This is a genomic window from Acidipropionibacterium virtanenii (genome assembly GCF_003325455.1).
GTDB lineage: Bacteria > Actinomycetota > Actinomycetes > Propionibacteriales > Propionibacteriaceae > Acidipropionibacterium > Acidipropionibacterium virtanenii.
In genome coordinates, this window is sequence record NZ_CP025198.1 from 1713266 (window position 1) to 1731338 (window position 18073).

The 18073-nt window shown below is 70.2% G+C and carries 18 protein-coding genes and 1 riboswitch; of the genes, 12 read left to right on the forward strand and 6 right to left on the reverse strand.

Annotated features, from left to right (window positions below):
• The first annotated feature begins 45 nt into the window (after positions 1 to 45).
• The 4 genes from JS278_RS07865 (at position 46) to JS278_RS07880 (ending at position 3610) form a co-directional block, all read left to right on the forward strand.
• Positions 46 to 1182: a cysteine desulfurase family protein gene (locus tag JS278_RS07865; RefSeq protein ID WP_114044692.1), complete on the forward strand. Its 1137-nt coding sequence runs from the start codon at positions 46 to 48 to the stop codon at positions 1180 to 1182.
• Positions 1183 to 1250: 68 nt separating this feature from the next.
• Positions 1251 to 2375 carry a tRNA 2-thiouridine(34) synthase MnmA gene (mnmA, locus tag JS278_RS07870; protein ID WP_114044693.1) on the forward strand — a complete coding sequence of 375 codons (1125 nt, stop codon included), beginning with the start codon at positions 1251 to 1253 and terminating at the stop codon, positions 2373 to 2375.
• On the forward strand, positions 2375 to 3370 hold the full coding sequence (locus JS278_RS07875; RefSeq protein WP_114044694.1) for a uroporphyrinogen decarboxylase/cobalamine-independent methonine synthase family protein: 996 nt from the start codon (positions 2375 to 2377) through the stop codon (positions 3368 to 3370). The genes mnmA and JS278_RS07875 overlap by 1 nt, the downstream gene beginning before the upstream one ends.
• Positions 3371 to 3403: 33 nt before the next feature.
• Positions 3404 to 3610 (forward strand): hypothetical protein, encoded by a 207-nt coding sequence (locus tag JS278_RS07880; protein ID WP_114046199.1) that lies wholly within the window; start codon positions 3404 to 3406, stop codon positions 3608 to 3610.
• Positions 3611 to 3650: 40 nt separating this feature from the next.
• Here JS278_RS07880 and JS278_RS07885 read toward each other — a convergent pair whose 3' ends face one another.
• From JS278_RS07885 to JS278_RS07895, 3 genes are read right to left on the reverse strand one after another with little or no spacing between them, the layout of a single operon-like run.
• Positions 3651 to 4463 carry an ABC transporter permease gene (locus tag JS278_RS07885; RefSeq protein WP_114044695.1) on the reverse strand — a complete coding sequence of 271 codons (813 nt, stop codon included), beginning with the start codon at positions 4461 to 4463 and terminating at the stop codon, positions 3651 to 3653.
• A complete protein-coding gene (locus tag JS278_RS07890; RefSeq protein WP_114044696.1) occupies positions 4456 to 5268 on the reverse strand; it encodes an ABC transporter permease in 813 nt (270 codons plus the stop codon). The genes JS278_RS07885 and JS278_RS07890 overlap by 8 nt, the downstream gene beginning before the upstream one ends.
• Entirely contained in the window at positions 5265 to 6269 is a 1005-nt protein-coding gene (locus tag JS278_RS07895; RefSeq protein ID WP_114044697.1) for an ABC transporter ATP-binding protein, read from the reverse strand. Before JS278_RS07895 ends, JS278_RS07890 begins: the two co-directional genes overlap by 4 nt.
• Positions 6270 to 6374: 105 nt before the next feature.
• Positions 6375 to 6468, forward strand: a riboswitch (TPP riboswitch).
• Between the two features lie 7 nt (positions 6469 to 6475).
• On the opposite strand from JS278_RS07895, the gene JS278_RS07900 reads away from it, so the two are divergent.
• The 3 genes from JS278_RS07900 to JS278_RS07910 are packed head-to-tail and all read left to right on the forward strand — an operon-like array spanning position 6476 to position 9035.
• Entirely contained in the window at positions 6476 to 7255 is a 780-nt protein-coding gene (locus JS278_RS07900; RefSeq protein ID WP_114044698.1) for an ABC transporter ATP-binding protein, read from the forward strand.
• The gene (locus tag JS278_RS07905) at positions 7252 to 8019 is read left to right on the forward strand and encodes an ABC transporter permease (protein WP_114044699.1); all 768 of its coding nucleotides are present in this window, start codon (positions 7252 to 7254) and stop codon (positions 8017 to 8019) included. The genes JS278_RS07900 and JS278_RS07905 overlap by 4 nt, the downstream gene beginning before the upstream one ends.
• Positions 8016 to 9035 (forward strand): ABC transporter substrate-binding protein, encoded by a 1020-nt coding sequence (locus JS278_RS07910; protein ID WP_114044700.1) that lies wholly within the window; start codon positions 8016 to 8018, stop codon positions 9033 to 9035. Before JS278_RS07905 ends, JS278_RS07910 begins: the two co-directional genes overlap by 4 nt.
• On the opposite strand, the gene JS278_RS07915 is transcribed toward JS278_RS07910, so the two are convergent.
• Positions 9028 to 9558 (reverse strand): hypothetical protein, encoded by a 531-nt coding sequence (locus JS278_RS07915; protein WP_114044701.1) that lies wholly within the window; start codon positions 9556 to 9558, stop codon positions 9028 to 9030. The genes JS278_RS07910 and JS278_RS07915 overlap by 8 nt on opposite strands.
• Before the next feature lie 8 nt (positions 9559 to 9566).
• Positions 9567 to 10178, reverse strand: a complete 612-nt coding sequence (locus tag JS278_RS07920; protein WP_114046200.1) for an ACT domain-containing protein — start codon at positions 10176 to 10178, stop codon at positions 9567 to 9569.
• 140 nt (positions 10179 to 10318) lie between these two features.
• On the opposite strand from JS278_RS07920, the gene gatC reads away from it, so the two are divergent.
• From gatC to JS278_RS07940, 4 genes are all read left to right on the forward strand, one after another.
• A complete protein-coding gene (gatC, locus tag JS278_RS07925) occupies positions 10319 to 10642 on the forward strand; it encodes an Asp-tRNA(Asn)/Glu-tRNA(Gln) amidotransferase subunit GatC (protein ID WP_114046201.1) in 324 nt (107 codons plus the stop codon).
• Positions 10642 to 12174: an Asp-tRNA(Asn)/Glu-tRNA(Gln) amidotransferase subunit GatA gene (gene gatA, locus JS278_RS07930; protein ID WP_114044702.1), complete on the forward strand. Its 1533-nt coding sequence runs from the start codon at positions 10642 to 10644 to the stop codon at positions 12172 to 12174. The genes gatC and gatA overlap by 1 nt, the downstream gene beginning before the upstream one ends.
• Positions 12171 to 13679: an Asp-tRNA(Asn)/Glu-tRNA(Gln) amidotransferase subunit GatB gene (gene gatB / locus JS278_RS07935; RefSeq protein ID WP_114044703.1), complete on the forward strand. Its 1509-nt coding sequence runs from the start codon at positions 12171 to 12173 to the stop codon at positions 13677 to 13679. Before gatA ends, gatB begins: the two co-directional genes overlap by 4 nt.
• A 137-nt stretch (positions 13680 to 13816) precedes the next feature.
• Entirely contained in the window at positions 13817 to 15163 is a 1347-nt protein-coding gene (locus JS278_RS07940) for a nucleobase:cation symporter-2 family protein (protein WP_114044704.1), read from the forward strand.
• Positions 15164 to 15189: 26 nt separating this feature from the next.
• Here JS278_RS07940 and JS278_RS07945 read toward each other — a convergent pair whose 3' ends face one another.
• Positions 15190 to 15834 carry a TIGR03085 family metal-binding protein gene (locus JS278_RS07945; RefSeq protein ID WP_114044705.1) on the reverse strand — a complete coding sequence of 215 codons (645 nt, stop codon included), beginning with the start codon at positions 15832 to 15834 and terminating at the stop codon, positions 15190 to 15192.
• Positions 15835 to 16227: 393 nt separating this feature from the next.
• On the opposite strand from JS278_RS07945, the gene JS278_RS07950 reads away from it, so the two are divergent.
• Positions 16228 to 17874: an HNH endonuclease signature motif containing protein gene (locus JS278_RS07950; protein WP_114044706.1), complete on the forward strand. Its 1647-nt coding sequence runs from the start codon at positions 16228 to 16230 to the stop codon at positions 17872 to 17874.
• Positions 17875 to 18073: the final 199 nt, after the last annotated feature.

Sequence of the window (18073 nt, forward strand, 5' to 3'; positions counted from 1 at the left end):
AGCCGGGTCGCCGGAACCACGGCAGACCCGGGATAGCCTGTCACGATGAGAGATGGCGGCACGGACCCGGAGCGCCTCTACCTGGACCACGCGGCCACCGGACCACTGCGTCCGGTGGCCGCGTCGGCGATGGTCTCGACAGGAGCGGTGGGCAATCCCGCGGCGGTCCACACCGCGGGACGCCGGGCCAGGGCGATGCTCGACGACGCCCGCGAGCAGATCGCCACGCTGCTGGGCGTGCGCCCCCTGGAGCTGGTGTTCACGTCAGGGGGCACCGAGGCCGACAATCTGGCCGTGCTCGGCGCGGCCGGAGCCGGTGCGGATCCGGTGGAGATCTCGGCGGTGGAGCACGCGGCGATCTCGGGGCTGGCCGCCCCGGGGCTGCTCGGTGATCGCGTCCGGGTGCTGCCGGTCGATGCCGAGGGGTGCGTGGACCCCGCGACGATCGGTACCCGAGGGCCGGCGAGCGTGGTGAGCGTGATGGCCGTCAACAATGAGACGGGGACGGTGCAGCCGGTGGCGCAGTGCGCCGAGGTCTCCCACCGGGCCGGCGCCCTCTTCCACACCGACGCCGTCCAGGCCCTGGGTCATCTTCCGTTCGACCTGGCCGCCTGGGACGTGGACCTGGCATCCTTCTCGGCCCACAAGATCGGCGGGCCGGTGGGCATCGGCGCGCTGTGGCGGCGGCGCGGGGTCGACGTCGCGGCCGTCGGGGCCGGCGGGGGCCAGGAGGCCGGCGTCCGGTCGGGCACCCAGATGGTGGCCCTGGCCCGGGGCTTCGCGGCCGCCCTGGCCGAGTCGCTGGCAGAGCTGGACGAGGCGCGGCGCCGATGGGAACGGCTGCGCGACCGGTTGGCGTCCGCCGCGGTCGCGATCGACGGAGTGGCCGTCGACGGCGGCCGGGACGTCAGCCCCTCGATCGTTCACCTCAGCGTAGAAGGGGCCCGAGGCGACGATCTGCAACTACTGCTCGATCAGGACGGCGTCGACTGCTCCACCGGATCTGCCTGCCACGCAGGCGTCTCGGCGCCCAGCCAGGTGATGCTGGCGATGGGACGCACGCCCGAGCAGGCCTCCTCCTGTCTGAGGTTCTCCTTCGGGCCGGCGACCACCACCGCCGAGATCGAGCGGGTGGCTGCTCTGCTGCCCGAGGTGGTGGCGCGGGCCCGCCGGGCCCGCTGAGGCACAGGTACGTGCCGTCTCGCAGGTACGATGGGCCGCCGTTGGACGGCACGAAGGAGGCAACGGGTATGAGGGTTCTGGCAGCGATGTCGGGAGGAGTCGACTCGGCGGTGGCCGCAGCCCGCCTGGTGGCCGCCGGGCATGACGTGACCGGTGTGCACCTGGCCCTGTCGCGGACCCCACTGGCCTACCGGGAGGGCTCGCGCGGCTGCTGTTCGCTGGAGGACTCCTTCGACGCCCGCCGGGCCGCCGACAGGATCGGCATCCCCTTCTACGTCTGGGACTTCTCGCAGCGCTTCGCGGCCGAGGTGATCCACCCCTTCGTCGACGAGTACCGGGCCGGACGCACCCCCAACCCGTGCCTGCGCTGCAACGAGCGGATCAAGTTCGCCGCTGTGCTGGAGCGCGGCCTGGATCTCGGCTACGACGCCGTGGCCACCGGCCACTACGCCCGCCTGGAGCGAACCGATGGCGTCACCCGGATGCGCCGGGCCGTCGATCCGGGCAAGGACCAGTCCTATGTGCTCGGGGTGCTCAACCAGGACCAGCTGTCCCACTGCCTGTTCCCCCTCGGCGACTCCCTCAAGACCGAGGTGCGCGCCGAGGCCGCAGACCTCGGCCTGTCGGTGGCCGACAAGCCCGACTCCTACGACATCTGCTTCATCCCCGACGGCGACACCCCCGGCTGGCTGTCGGACCAGCTGGGGGAGGAGACCGGACAGTTCCGCGACGAGTCCGGAGCCGTGGTGGGACACCACGACGGCTACCACCACTTCACCATCGGCCAGCGCCGCGGCCTGCACCTGGGCACCCCCGCCCCCGACGGGAAGCCCCGCTACGTGCTGGACATCCAGCCGGTCTCAAACACCGTCGTCGTCGGGCCGTCGGAGGATCTCGAGGTGCACCGCCTGGAGGCCATCCGGCCGGTCTGGTGCTCCGGGACCCCCGATGACGCCTGGCGAGGCAAGGCTCAGGTGCGCGCCCACGGCACGCCCGTGGACGCCCGGGTCGAACTCGTCGACGGCGGTGTGCGCATCGACCTGGACGCCGCCCTGAGCGGTGTGGCCCCCGGCCAGGCCGCCGTCCTCTACGACGACAACCTGGTGGTCGGCTCGGCGACCATCTGCGGCACGGACCGTGCCGGTCTCGATGTTGCGGCGGCGCTTAGGGGCTCCGAGAAGGGCGCGGCCTGATGCGCGCCACCGGCATCGGATCGCTGCCCGGCGACGACTTCCGCGGGGCGCTGGCGGCGATGGGCGAGTGCTTCCCCGAACTGGTTCCGGTACCCGAACTGCCCGCCCGCGGCCCGCAGGCCGGCATCATCGGCCGGGCCGTCGCCACCCTGGTGGAGCTGCCCGTCGAGCTGGACGCCGCCGGGTGGCGGGTCTCCGACGCCCCCGACCGCGCCGCGCGGTCCTCCCGATCCCTGCTGCGCCACGACCTCGACGACATCGAGGAGCCCCTGGCCGGGGAGCCCGCCACCCTCAAGATCGGCCTGTGCGGGCCGCTCACCCTGGCCGCGAGCCTGCACCTGAAGCGCGGCGAGGCCGTTCTGGACGATCCCTCGGCCCGCCGTGACGTCGCCGCCTCCCTGGCCGCCGGGCAGGGGGAGCTGGCCGCCGAACTGCACCACCGGATGCCCGCCGTCACCTGGGTGTGGCAGATCGACGAACCCGCCGCACCGGCCGTCCTGGGCGGGACCATCCCCACCCAGTCGGGCCTGCACCGCTACCCGGCCCTCGACGTCCACATCGCGGGGCGGGACGCCGCAATCCTGGTGGCCGGGCTGCGTGAAGCCGGGGTCGGCGAGATCGCCTGGCACTGCTGCGCGCCCGGTATTCCCTGGACGATGATGGCCGACGCCGGCGTCGACGACGCGATGATCGACGTCGCGACTCTGCGGACCGCCGATCTCGACCGGTGCGCCGAATGGTTGGAGGCCGGAAGGGGTCTGGGGCTCGGCCTGGCACCCACCGGCACCCGCAACGCTGTCTCCAGCGCCGACGAGATGCTCGACCGGCTGCTGGGCCTGGTCCGGACCCTGGGCGTCGACCCGGCCCTGGTCGCCGACCAGGGCATCCTCACACCGGCCTGCGGGCTGGCCGGATGGTCGCAGTCGGCAGCCTCCCGCCAGTGCTCCCAGGTGGCCCGGGCCGCCGAACTGGCCGACGAGCAGCTGTCCGACTGAGCCTCCGGGACTTCGGCGGCTACCATGGCCGACGTGGGCATCTTCACCGACCTGAACCTCAACGGGCGCACCCCGGTGCGCGTCCAGCCCAAGGTCGGCGAATGGGGGCCGGCAGGGGTGCCGTCGACCCGGGCCAAGAAGATCCAGCGGATCGTCGCCCCGATCGCCTTCGTGGTGGTGCTGGCCGGGCTGTGCGGGCTGTTCTACTTCTTCTACACGGTTCTCATTCCCCAGGGCTGAGAGGTGGATGCCGTGTCCGACGGCCGGTGGATGCGGGTGCTCAGGCTCCGGGGCTGACGTAGCGGCGGGACATGCGGGTGAACAGGGCCAGGGCGGCGGGGAAGAGGATCCAGCCCCCGGCCGGGGAGGCCCAGACGAGCCATCCGGGCAGGGGGACGGCGGCGTTCATGAGGGCGGCGGCGGGCAGGTAGGCGATCAGTCCGAGGGGGAAGATGAAGCACAGGCCGATCAGGCCCGCCGGCCCGAAGATCGACAGCGGGTAGATGCCGAAGGTGGTGACGACGGTGTCGGCCAGGGTCTGCAGGGAGTTGACGACGGTGGCGCGGAAGGCCAGGGAGGCGATGGCGATCTGGATGGATGTCTCGACCAGTCCTCCGCCGAGGATCGCGGCGAGCAGGTAGAGCAGTCGCCACCAGGTCCAGTCCACGGGGGCCTGTGGGGCGAAGGCGATCACCGCGGCCAGGCCGAGGAGGGCGTCGCCGAGGGTGAGGATGTTGAAGCGGCGGGTGATGATCTGGGTGAACTGGTTGACGGGCTTGAGCAGCAGCAGGTCGAACTCGCCGTCGTGGACCAGCTGGGAGGTGTTGAGCAGGCTGCCGAAGGGCATCACGTAGACGGCGTGGGCGGCCAGCCGGATGCCGACCATCAGTCCGATCCGGTCGATTCCCCAGCCGTCGATGACCCCGAAGCCGGCCAGCAGCAGGGCCATGAAGGCGACCTGGATGCCCTGGTAGGTCAGCCCGCCGAGGAATCCGACGAACAGATTGGAGCGGTACTGCCCCTGGGCGCGCAGGGAGGCCTTCTCGAGGATCCACCAGGCGCGCAGGGTGCCGGGGAGCGTGGTCTCAGCCACCGAGGACCACCACCTTGTGCTCGGCGCGGTGCCACACCAGGGCCAGAAGCCCGGCCAGGATGAGGATCCAGGCGGCCTGGACGCCGATCGCGGCCCATGCGTCGGCACCGGTGGCGGTGCCGAAGTAGATCGACAGGGGGGTGAACATCTGGGCCCGGAAGGGCAGCCAGTCCAGGATCGTGGCCAGCGGTCCGGGCATGAACCACAGTGGGATGAGGGCGCCGGAGGCCAGCCCGGAGCCGAGCCGGTAGACCATCATGTAGCCGCCGATCTCCAATGACCAGAAGCTGGCCATCGAGACCAGCAGGTTGAGGATCAGGCTGATGGCGACCCCCAGCAGGGTCGAGAGGATCCACAGTCCGAGTGTGCCCACCTGCGGTGGCAGGGCCAGCGCGCCGATCACGACGGCCCAGGCGATGCCGATCGCGGTGATCGGAAGGCGTCCGGCCAGGGTGCCGGCGTTCTGGGCCAGGACCTGGCCGATCAGCCCCAGCGGCCGGGTCATGTCGATGCCGATCTGGCCGGTGCGCACCCGGGCGTTGAGGCCGGAGAACTGCCAGGGCATCAGGGCGGTCTGGATGCAGGCGGCCAGCACGGCGTAGGAGACGGCCTGGGTTCGGTCGATGCCGCGCACCGTGGTGGAGTTGCCGTAGACCGTGGTCCACACCACCTTGAGCAGCCAGACCTGGATCAGGAGCCCGGCGATGCCGCTGGCCAGATCGATGCGGTAGGCCCATGACGTCCTGACCGCCATCCGGGCGCTGCCGAGAACAGCGCGGGGGCTCATCGGGTGGTAAGGGCTCATCGTGGGGCCTCAGCGTACATGCGGGCGACGACATCGGTGAGGCTGGCCTCGGTGACGGTCAGGTCGGTGACCGGCCAGCTAGCGGTGACCGCGGCGATGAGATCGGGAGTGCTGATCACCGCCGGGTCGTGGGTCAGGACGGTCTTGCCCTCGGTCACGGTGCTGGTGGCCCCGTCGACCCGGATGGCGGCGGGATCGGTGCCCGCGGCCGGGGTGACGGTGAGGGTGCGCTGGTGGACGTAGCGGTGCCGCAGCGCCTCGGGGGTGCCGTCGAACAGGACGGTGCCGGCGTCGATCATGATGATGCGCCGGCACAGGGCCTCGACGTCGTCCATGTCGTGGGTGGTGAGGATGACGGTGGTGCCCAGGCGGGTGTTGATCTCGGCGATGAATTCGCGGATGCGGCGTTTGGCCACGACATCCAGGCCGACGGTGGGTTCGTCGAGGTAGACGACGTCGGGGGAGTGCAGCAGGGCGGCGGTGAGATCTCCTCGCATCCGCTGACCCAGGGACAGGAACCGCACCGGGGTGTCGAGGAATCCGGCCATGTCGAGCAGTTCGGTGAACATCGCCAGGCGCTGGTCGTATTCGGGCTGAGTGACGCCGTAGAGGTCGCGGACCAGCTCGAAGGAGTCGCGCAGCGGCAGGTCGTACCACAGCTGGCTGCGCTGGCCGAAGACCGCGCCGATGCGGGCCGCGTTGGCGCGGCGGTCGCGCCAGGGCACCCGGCCGGCCACCCGGACGGTCCCGGAAGTCGGCACCAGGATGCCGGTGAGCATCTTGATGGTGGTGGACTTGCCCGCCCCGTTGGCGCCCAGGTAGCCCACCAACTCCCCGGCGGCGATGTCGAAGGACACGTCGTGGACCGCGACCGTCGACGTCTTCTCCCTCGAGAACAGCCGCCGCAGCGACCTGAACCGGCCCATCGGCTCCACCGGGCGGGTGAACACCTTCTCCAGGTCTCGAACATGGATCAGGGGCTCGGCACCCGACGACGGCATCACCCTGCGAGCCTAGACCTGCCCACAGCGGACGTTCTGCGACTGCCCGCAGGTTCGTAGCGCGACCCTCGTGCGGTGACCGCGGCGCGTGCGGATAGAGTCCCTGCTGAAGACACGGGGTGCCCCGCACGGGGCTGAGATGAGACCCGTCGAACCTGAACTCATTCGTATGAGCGGAGGGATGTCATGATGCGCCGGCGCGCCCGATGAACCCAGAATCCCCGGCGATCTCGATCCGCGACGCCGGCTACCGCTACCGGCGCTCGACGGCACCGGTCCTCGAGCACGTGACGCTGGACGTGCCCGCTTTCGAGCATCTCGCCCTCATCGGGCGCTCCGGGTGCGGCAAGTCGACCCTGCTGAGACTCATCGGCGGCCTCGCCTGCCCGCAGACCGGCACGGTCCAGGTGCTCGGCGCCACTGATGAGGCAGGGCGCCTGGCGGCCTGCGCCCTGATGCCCCAGAACGACCTCCTGCTGCCCTGGTTCGACCTGGCCGGCAATGTCGCCATCGGCCTGCGCAACCAGGGGGTGCCGCGCCGGCGGGCGCGCTCCCGGGCGCTGGGCGCACTGTCCCAGCTCGGCCTGTCCGAGTGGGCCGGCGCGCGGCCGGACGCCCTGTCGGGAGGGATGCGCCAGCGCGCCTCCCTGGCCCGGGCACTGCTGGCCGGCAAGCCGGTGCTGCTGGCCGACGAGCCGCTGGGCGCCCTGGACGCCATCACCCGCGCCGAGGGACAGAAATGGCTGCGCGACGCCGTCACCGGTGCCAGTACGACCCTTGTGATGGTCACCCACGACGTCGAGGAGGCCCTGCTGCTGTCGCGGCGGGTGGTGCTGCTGGCCGGGCGGCCGGGCTGCTGCACCGGGTCGTGGCCCGGCTGGTTCGACGACGACCGCCCTCACGAGGAGATCCTGGCCGACCCGGAGTTCGGCGCATCGCGCACGGCGATCCTCGGGGCGCTGGGCCGGGTCAGGCAGGCGGCATGAGCAGGGTCGCGGCCCGCGTCCTGCCTCCGGCAGCGACCGTGGCGCTGCTGCTGGCCGGCTGGATCGCCGTGACCGCCGGTGGTGCCGTCCCGGCCTATGTGATCCCCTCGCCGCAGGCGGTGGTGACGGCCCTGGTGGACAACTGGGGAGACGTCCTGGCCTCGGCGACCTGGCTCACCGGGGCCGAGACTCTGGCAGGCATCGGCCTGGGAACTGCGGTGGCGGTGGGGATGGCCGTCGCCTCGGGATACCTCGCCGTCATCGGACGGGCGCTCACCCCACTGCTGATCGCCTCCCAGGCGATCCCGACCGTCGTCATCGGACCGCTGCTCACCATCGCCCTGGGGTACGGGATGTCACCGAAGGTGATCGTCGTCGCCCTGCTGTGCTTCTTCCCGGTGGCACTGAACCTGATGGCAGGGATCCACGACGTCGACCATCGCCTGATCGACACCATGCGGACCCTCCACGCCGGGCGTTCGGCGCTGCTGTGGCGGGTGCGGATCCCCGCGGCCGCACCCCGCGGATTCGCCGGCCTGAGGGTCGCGGTGACATTCGCCCCGGTGGCCGCGGTCTTCGCCGAGTACACCGGATCCACCAACGGCATCGGCTATCTCATGCTCCAGGCCATCCCGCGCCTGGCCACCGACCTCGTCTTCGCCCAGGTGATCGTCCTCACCGCCATGTCCGGCCTGCTGCTGGGCGCCGTGACCCTGATCGAGCGACTCGCCTGCCCCTGGAATGTCACGGAAGGACACTCATGACCCGCTCCCCTCAGCACACAGCCATCAGCCGACGTCGGCTCGGCCTGGCCGCGGTCGGCGCCGCCCTGGCCCTGGCGGGCTGCGGCCGGAAGGCCGACGCGCGGACCAGCACCCGGAGTCGCGCGGTGAACCTCCTGCTGGACTGGAATCCGAATCCCGACCACGTCACCATCTACACCGCCCAGCACACCGGCGCTTTCAGCAAGGCCGGGGTCGACGTCGCGATCCACAATCCGGCCAACACCGCCGACGCCGCGAAGCAGGTCTCCCTGGGCCGGGCCGACCTCGCGGTCTCCTACGAGCCCGACACCCTCATCGCTGTCGCGCAGGGCCTGCGGGTGGTCTCGGTGGCGGCCCTGATCCCCACCTGCCTCACCTCGCTCATCGCCCGGAAGGACTCCGGCATCACCAGTGCTGCAGATCTGGCGGGGAAGACGGTGGCCCTCTCCGGTCTCGCCTCTCAGAAGCCGAGTGTCGAGTACATCGCCCGCAAGGCCCACGTCGACCCTGCCACGATCACCATGCCGAATGTTCAGCAGAGCCTTGATCAGGCGCTGCTCACCGGCAAGGCCCACGCCGTATACGGCGCATTCCGCAACATCGAGGGAATCGAACTGGCCGGGAAGATCCCTGTGACCGTGCTTCCCGCCACCGAGCTGGGGCTGCCCGGCTACTCCGAACTGGTGATCATCGCGAACCCGGAGCGGCTGACCTCCGACGCCGGCTACGCGGGCCGGGTGAAGGCCTTCCTCAAGGGGCTGGCCGCCGGTCAGGCCATCGCACTGGCCCACCCGGACGAGGCGGTGACCGCGATGCAGGTGCCGGCCAAGGGGTCCTATGACCGGGCGACCCTCGCCCGGATGGTCAAGGCCACGGTCTCCCTTCTGGGCGCGGAATTCGGGGTGCAGAAGGGATCGGACTGGGCTTCTTACGCCACCTGGATGCACCGCAACGGACTGCTCGACACTGCGGTCGACGGGGCGAAGGCCACCACCAACGAGTGGCTGGTCAAATGACCAGATGCACGCCCCAGTGGGTGGCCAGCGCCAACGCGTAACAGCGGATGAAGAAACCGACGGTGACACACAGCGAGAACCACCCGAACTTCATTCTCGTGGTGGCCGCGTAGATCACCACCAGGTAGACCGGAGGGATGCCCGAGACCGCCGAGAAGATGAGGATCGGCAGGCCCCAGCGGGGGCTCTCCACCAGATGGGCGGCCTTGGCGTTCCAGCGGCGCCATCGCGCTCGCCAGGATCCTTCGGGCACCGGCTTCTTCTCCCGGGGCGCGAACCATTTCAGTTTCCTGCCGTGGCGCACCGTCAGGAACATCACCTGCTTGCCGACGCCGTGGCCCAGGGCCAGTCCGATGGACACTTCGAGTGGCCCCAGCAGGCCACTGGCCAGGGAGCCCACGATGAAGATCTCGGAGTTGAGGATCGGCACCAGGCTGGAGACGATCCCGAAGCCGAAGGCCGACGCGATCTCGTACCAGAAACGCCCGGTCAGCCAGACGTGGGCCAGCAGCAGGACGCTCAACGCTGGTGTCAGTTCGCCAGCGCAGCCAGATGCTTGAGCCGGTTCAGCTCGGAGCCGAGGAAGGTCGGGCCGCCCTGGCGTCCCAGCGCCAGCCCCCGCCCACCGGCCAGGGGGGCGACCGCCACGACCGTGTCCCCCCAGCCGTCCATCCAGCCGTCGGTGAGGTCGATCGAGTGCGGCTGGTCGAAGGGCTCCAGCTGTCTGGTGGACTCCACAGTGAATTCCGGTGCCAGGGCGGTGGAGGTGAGCACCTCGCGGTCGGCGCTGAACAGCGCAGCCCACTGGCAGTGGAAGACCACCGGCGTGGCCTCGGTGAGGATCTCGGCGCCGTGCTCCGGATCGTCGGCCATCCGGTTGAGGGTGGCGATGTCGGACTCGATGCCCCAGTTCTCCGGGTACCGCGAGAGCCACAGCACCTTCACACCGTCGAGCATGTCGCAGGTCGACACCAGGGTGTCGGGCAGAGTGCTGGGAGGCAGGGTGAGGATGAAATCGTCGATGGCGTAGCCAGGGCCCTTCTCCACGATCTCGACCGCGGCGATATCGGCATTCACGGTTCCCATGGCGGTGGCCACCAGTCCCAGGGTTCCTGGGATGTCGGGCACCTGAACTCGGAGCATCAGCACACTTCATTGTCACCCCCCGATCGGCCGGTCCCAAATAGGCCGGCGGAATCGCGTCCGCCGCCCGCCGACTGGGGGCCGGGGACCGGCGGGCCTAGGATGTTCGATGGCCGTGTCCGGTGGACCGGCCCGATCTGCTGCCGTCTCTCAGGAGGATCATCGTGGCTCTGTCGCCAGATGACGTCGCCCGTCTGGCCGGCCTGGCGCGCATCGAGCTCACCGAGGAGGAGACGGCGAGGCTGGCACTCCAGCTCGACGGCATCCTCGACGCGGTGGCCAGCGTGTCCAGGGTGGCCGGCGACGATGTGCCGCCCACCTCGCACGCCGTGCCCCTGATCAATGTCTTCCGGGCCGATGAGGTGAGGCCCTCGATGCCCACCGAGGAGGCACTGGCGATGGCGCCGCGGGCCGAGCAGAACCGGTTCAGGGTGCCTCGCATTCTCGATGAGGAGGCCATGTGATGGCGGACCTGTCCACCACAGAGAGCCTGCTGCGAGCCGACGCCACCGAGCTGGTCGCCGCGATGGAGTCCGGCGACCTGTCGTCCGAGCAGATCACTGCGGCCTGCCTGGACCGGATCGACGCCGTCGACGACCGGGTCAACGCCTTCATCACTGTCGACCGCGACCGGGCCCTGGCCCAGGCCCGCGGCATCGACGCCCGCCGGGCGGCCGGCGAGAGGCTCGGCCCGCTGGCCGGGGCGCCGCTGGCCGTCAAGGACATGTTCTGCTACAAGGGCATGCGCACCACAGCGGCCTCGAGAATGCTGGAGCACTGGATCTCCCCGTACACCTCGACGGTGGTGCAGCGCTGCATCGACGCCGGAATGGTGATCCTCGGCAAGACCAACCTCGACGAATTCGCGATGGGATCCTCCACCGAGACCTCGGCCTTCGGTGCGACCCGCAACCCGTGGGCCACCGACCGGATCCCGGGCGGTTCGGGAGGCGGCTCGGCCGCGGCCCTGGCGGCCTTCGAGGCCCCACTGGGTCTGGGCACCGACACCGGCGGCTCGATCCGGATGCCGGCGGCGGTCACCGGAACCGTCGGCGTCAAGCCGACCTACGGCGGGACGTCGCGCTACGGCGTCATCGCCATGGCCTCGTCCCTGGACCAGCCCGGCCCGTGCGGGCGCAGCGTCCTGGACACCGCGCTGCTGCACCAGGTGATCGCCGGCCACGACCCGATGGACCAGACCTCGGTGCCTGCCGATGTGCCCCCGGTCGTCGAGGCCGCCCGGCGCGGCGATGTGGCGGGGCTGCGGATCGGTGTCGTGAAGGAGCTGTCCGGGCCCGGCTACTCGGCCGGAGTCCTCGAGCGCTTCAACGAGGCGGTCGCGGCGCTGACCGCCGTCGGCGCCGAGGTGGTGGAGGTCTCCTGCCCGTCATTCGAGCATGCGCTGGCCGCCTACTACCTCATCCAGCCCTCCGAGGTGTCCAGCAACCTGGCCCGCTACGACGCCATGCGCTACGGGCTGCGGGTCGACGACGACGGTCATCATTCGGCCGAGCAGGTGATGACTGCGAGCCGGGGGGCCGGATTCGGCGCCGAGGCGAAGCGGCGCATCATCATCGGCACCTACGCGCTGTCCAGCGGCTACTACGACGCCTACTACGGCTCGGCGCAGAAGGTCCGCACCCTCATCTCGCGCGATCTCGGCGAGGCGTGGAAGACCTGCGACGTGCTCGTGTCTCCCACCACACCGACCACCGCGTTCCGGATCGGCGAGCGGGCCGATGATCCGCTGTCCATGTACGCCGCCGACCTGTGCACGATCCCCGCCAATATGGGGGGCATCGCGTCGGGATCCTTCCCGGCCGGGCTGTCGGACGGCCTGCCGGTCGGCTTCCAGGTGATGGCACCGGTGATGCGCGACGACCGCGTCTACCAGGTGGGTGCGGCGTTGGAGCGCGAACTGGAGAAGGACTGGGGAGCCCCGCTGCTGGCGCGGATCCCGGCCCTGGACGAGTCTGAGAAGGAGGGTGCGCGATGAGCGTGTGGACCACTGACGACCTCCTCGGCTACGACGAGGCCATGGAGCGCTTCGACCCGGTGCTGGGACTGGAGGTGCACGTCGAGCTGTCGACCGCCTCGAAGATGTTCTGCGGCTGCCCGGCCGATTCCGACGGTGCCGAACCCAACACGCATGTCTGCCCGGTGTGCCTGGGGCTGCCCGGCTCGATGCCGGCGATCAACGGACACGCGGTGGAATCAGCGATCCGGATCGGCCTGGCCCTCAACTGCCGGATCGCGCCCTGGTGCCGAATGGCCCGGAAGAACTACTTCTACCCGGACATGACCAAGGACTACCAGACCTCCCAGTACGACGAGCCGATCTGCCACGACGGCCACGTCGACCTGGAGGTCGACGGGAAGACCTACCGGGTAGAGATCGAGCGGGCCCATATGGAGGAGGACGCCGGCAAGTCGCTGCATGTCGGCGGTTCGGACGGACGCATCCAGGGCGCCGCGTACTCCCTGATGGACTACAACCGGGCCGGCGTGCCGCTCATCGAGATCGTCACCAAGCCGGTGCGCGGCCTGGGGGCCGCCGCACCGCAGGTGGCGCGGGCCTACATGGCCCATCTGCGCGACATCATGATCGCCCTGGGGGTGTCGCACGCCCGGATGGAGAGGGGCAACCTGCGCTGTGACGCCAACGTGTCGCTGATGCCGAAGGGCGCCACGAAGCTGGGCACCCGCACCGAGACCAAGAACGTCAACTCGCTGCGCTCGGTGGAGGGGGCACTCACCTACGAGATCCGGCGCCAGGCCGCGGTGCTGGCCTCGGGGCGGGCGGTGCGCCAGCAGACCCGGATGTGGCAGGAGGACGGCGAGTACACCATCGCCGGGCGCGACAAGTCCGACGCCGAGGACTACCGCTACTTCCCCGAGCCCGATCTGGTGCCGATCGAGGCGTCGGCCGAGTGGGTGGAGGAGCTGCGCGCCACCCTGCCGGAGCTGCCGGCGGCCAAGCGGGCCCGGCTGAGTGCCGAGTGGTCCTTCTCGCAGCTGGAGATGGACGCCGTGGTGAACGCCGGTGCGCTGGACCTCATCGAGGAGACCGTGAGGGCCGGTGCTGGTGCGGCGTCGGCGCGCAAGTGGTGGCTCACTGAGCTGTCGCGGCGGGCCAACGAGGCCGGCTGCGAACTGGCAGAGGTCGGCATGAGCCCGGTCCAGGTGGCCGCGGTGCAGAAGATGGTCGACGCCGGGACGCTCACTGACAAGCTGGCGCGCAGTGTCATCGACGGGGTGATCGCCGGGGAGGGCGAGCCCGACCAGGTGGTTGCAGCGCGCGGCCTGGCGGTCGTCTCCGACGATGGCGCCCTCGGGCAGGCTGTCGATGACGCCATCGCCGCCAATCCCGGTGTGGCCGAGAAGATCCGCGGCGGGAAGGTGCAGGCCGCCGGAGCCCTCATCGGGCAGGTGATGAAGGCGATGCGCGGCCAGGCCGACGCCAAGAGGGTTCGCGAGATCATCCTGGACAAGCTGTCCTGAGCTGACGTCCGGGCGCCCGGTGCCGGTTCCGCCGGTATCGGGCGTCGTCCATCTCTGGGACATCCCGAAGAGCCGCAATGAGCCTCTGATAGCGTCCTGCTGGTTTTCTCGCACTCTCCGAACTCGCCAGGAGCAGGATGTCGTCAGCAGATCTCAAAGAACCCACTGTCATCACGCCGATCAGACCCGAGGACGAGAAGGTCTCGCCCGGCAGGGCGCTCCTCTACGGCATCCAGCACATCCTGTCGGCCTACGGCGGAGTGGTCGCCGTCCCGCTGGTCGTCGGCAGCGCCGCCGGGCTGCCCGCCGACGAGATGGGGCTCATCGTCGCCGCCGCCCTCTTCGTCTCCGGCCTGGCCACCCTGCTGCAGTCCCTCGGGCTTCCCCACCTGGGCGCCAGGCTGCCCCTGGTCAACGGCACGACGATCGGCGCGGCGTCCACCATGCTGGCGATCATCGCCGCCAACCAGAGCGACCCCCACCGCGCGATGCGGGTGATCTTCGGCGCGGTGATCGTCGCCGGCGTCGTCGGCTTCTGCCTGGCCGGACTCTTCGCCCGGATCCGCCGCTTCTTCCCGCCCGTGGTCACTGGCACCATCATCGCCGCGATGGGCATCTCCCTGCTGCCGGTCGCCGCCGGATGGGTGATGGGCTCCGACCCGAAGTCGCCTGACTACGGCTCGCTCACCAGCCTGGGCATCGCCCTGTTCTCCCTGGCGGTTGTGCTGGTCTGCAACCGGATCAAGGTGCTCTCCCAAGTCTCCATCCTGGTGGGCATCGTCGCCGGCACGCTCTTCGCCGCGGCGCTGGGCCACGCCGACTTCTCGGCTGTGAATCACGGTTCGGTGATCGCCTTCCCCAGGCCCTTCCGCTTCGGCGCCCCAGTCTTCGAGATCGGCGCCATCCTCTCGATGGTCATCGTCATCATCGTCACCCTGATGGAGGTGATGGCCGACCTGTTCGCCGTTGGGGAGACCATCGGCACCGAGATCGACGACAAGCGGGTCGCCGACGGGCTGCGCGCCGACATGCTCGGTGCCGTCGTCGCCCCGGCCTTCAACTCCTTCGCCCCCACCGCCTTCGCCCAGAATGTCGGCCTGGTGGCCGTCACCGGCATCAAGTCCCGGTTCACGGTGGCCGCCGGTGCCGGCCTGCTCATCGTGCTGGGCCTGTTCCCGTGGCTGGGCCGCGTCGTCGCCGCGATCCCCGGACCCGTGCTCGGCGGGGTGGGCGTGGTCCTGTTCGGGACCGTGGCCTCCTCGGGGGTCAAGATCCTCGCCAAGGCCGACTTCGAGAATCCGCACAACCTGGTCGTCATCGCGGTGGCCCTGGCCATGGTGATGTTCCCGATCGGCGCGCCACACCTCTATGACCACCTGCCGACCTGGCTGTCGATGATCCTGGGCTCGGGGATCTCCTCGGCCGCACTGGCCGCCGTGCTGCTCAACCTGCTCCTCAACGGCCGCAAGGGCCTGGAGAAGTAGGCCGGTCAGGATCCGGATCTCCGGGGTCAGATCTCCAGATCGGCCCGCGAGAAGACGTCCACGGCCTCGGGCTCCCCGAGGACCTCCACCCTGGCCGCCTCCTTGCGGCCCGCGCAGTACAGCAGCACCTCCGCCGGACGACCCACCAGAGTCACGATCCGGTCTCCCGGCCGCAGCCACATATCGTGCAGGTCGCCACTCTGGTCGGTGAGTTCGGCACGCACCCCCACGGGGGAGCGCCGGGTCAGCAGCCGTCCCGAACGGGACAGGACCTTCGCCAGATGGGTCTGGGTCTGGTGGCCCAGATCGCGCGGTTTCCAGTCGGGCTCGGCTCGCAGCAGATCCTCGTGGTGGATGAAGAACTCCATCCCGTTGGCCGCCCGGTCCAGGGCAGGGACGCGGAACACGGACCAGGCGGCCGGGCCCTTGCGGAACCGCTCCACCCGCTCGGCGAATGAGTGCCGGGACTCCAGCCGCTCGGCCCGCCGGGCGGTGATCTCGTCGAAGGTCGACACGGCCATGCCCGGGGCAGCGAGCGGGTCGTTCTCCCGCAGCAGCAGATGGGTGAGGAGGTCGGACGCCAGCCATCCCTGGCAGAGGGTCGGAGCGGCCGGGCCGAACCGGTCCAGATCGTCGGCAAGTGCGGCCCTCTCGGTGCTGGCCAGTGACATCGCTGTTCCCCTCTCGCGCCGGTCCGGCGCTCGGCCCGGCACCGTTCATCCTGCCATCCCCGGCTGTCGAGGCGCAGCCGACGAGGCGCTCAGTACAGGGGATCAAGTATGGCCCCGACGACGGCGTGTGACGCGGGATGTGTGGTGTCAGTGGGGTCTGGTAGACGTGGATCGTCTGGGGTCAGGCGGGATCGACGAGAGAATCTCCACGGTGGCGGTGGTATTTCAGGCGCAACGTGGAGAATCTCTCGCCGGCCCTGAATTCGTCGCGCCCCGGACCCGACCGATTCAGGGATGTGAGGTGGGAATCGTTAAGAAAACACCGAGAATCTGAACCGGAATTTTTAGGTTCACGATCTGGTATATGGCGTTCACATCGTTTAGAGTTCTTCTATGGGACGGGACTTCTGGGAACTCAGCGGGGTGATCGAACAGGCGCTGGACGCCATCGACCACACCGGCGACTCCCGGATGCCCGACACCCAGAAGGTCGCCGCGATGAGACGGGCCCGAGCCCTCGCCGACCAGATGGTGGCCCTGGCCGCCGTCTATACCGACCTGGTGGCCAGGTCCTCCGCCACCGAGAGGACCACCGGGACACCCCTGAGCGACTATCTGGCGGTCACCGAGGGCCGCAGCTCCTCGGAGGCCAACGGGCTGGTGCATCAGGCGGGCCGGATCACCGCCGACCCCCGGGTGCGTGACGCCGCCCTGGCCGGGACCGTGTCTCCGGGCAAGGCCGCCGCGGCCGGGGCCGTGCTGCGTGACCTTCCGCGCCACGACATGAGTGAGGCGCAACGACGGGCCGCCGCCGAGACGCTGATCGATCAGGCCGCCGGTGGGGTCACCACCGGCCAGATAGCCCGCTCCGCCGATCGAGTGCTGGAGCAGGTGGCCCCCGACCTGGCCCCCACCCCCGACGGGCGAGCCGCCGAGGCCGAACGGCGCCGCCGCCGGGCCGTCCGGGAACGCCACCTCACGTTCGCCGACACGGGGAGGGGCTCGGCGCGGATCTTCGGGCAGTTGCCCCAGATGGAGGGCGACCTGCTGCGCACAGTCGTCGGGGCGTGCGTGGAACGCGACCGAGGTGACGAACGCCGCGAACTCGAGACCCTCAAGGCGCAGAGGGCCACGGGGGAGTTGAGTGCCGGCCAGTACTTCGCGGCGCGGACCGTCCTGGGGGAGCGGGAGTCCCGCACCACCGCCCAACGGCAGGCCGACGCGATCACTGACATGGTCACCGCCCTCCAGAGCGCCGGACAGATCCCGGTCGCCGGCGGTGAGACACCGCGGGTCGTGGTCACCCTCGACTACACAAAGCTCCTGCAGCTGGCCGTGGAGGCGGCGGCCACCGGCCTCCGCCCCGACGGCAGCCCTTTGGATGAGGTGTCGGTCGCCCGGTTGCGGACCGCGGTGACCGGCACCACCAAGTCCGGGCAGGACATCCCGGCCTCCCAGGTGCGTCTGGCCTGCTGCGACGCCGGGATCCTGCCGACCGTTCTCGGCCAGGCCTCCGAGATCCTGGATGTGGGACGGGAGCACCGGCTGGTGGCACCCCAGATCCGCAAGGCCCTGACCTTGCGGGACTCCGGGTGCGTCATCCCCGGCTGCACCGTTCCCGCACCGGCCTGTCAGGCCCACCACGTCATCCCCTGGTGGGCCGGCGGACCCACATCCCTGAACAACCTCGCCCTGATCTGCCGGCATCACCACGGGGTCATCGAACCCCACCGCTACGACCCCGCCGCCGACCAATGGCGCATCACCTTCGACCCCGACACCGGGAAACCCCAGGTCCACCCGCCCCGACGCCTCCGCCACGACCTCCCACCCGGCCCGGATGCCGGGGAGGACTCCGCCCACGGCCGAGACAGGGCGACCGCGACGCCCGAAGTCGTCTCGTCCGGAGGCCACGGCGAGTACCAGCAGGAGAACTCCGCCCTCGGGCCGGAGAAGAGCGCGGATCGCCGGGATGGCGATGGTGACGGGGCACATCGATGCGCTGAACGACCCGACGATCAGGAGCCACTCATCGCGTGACGCTCGGGTCGAGGGCCTGAATGGGAAAAGAGGTGGTGGGAAGGGCGGTCGTGGAAATGGATGTCATTGAAAATCCTGATCCGGGTAAGGCTGAGCGGGGACAGGCTGAATGGTTCTGGCGTAGGGTCAAGACCCGGCAGAATCTGTGCCCCCGAACGGGAGGTTCGAAAGGCCATGAAGCGGAACGCATTGCGTCCCC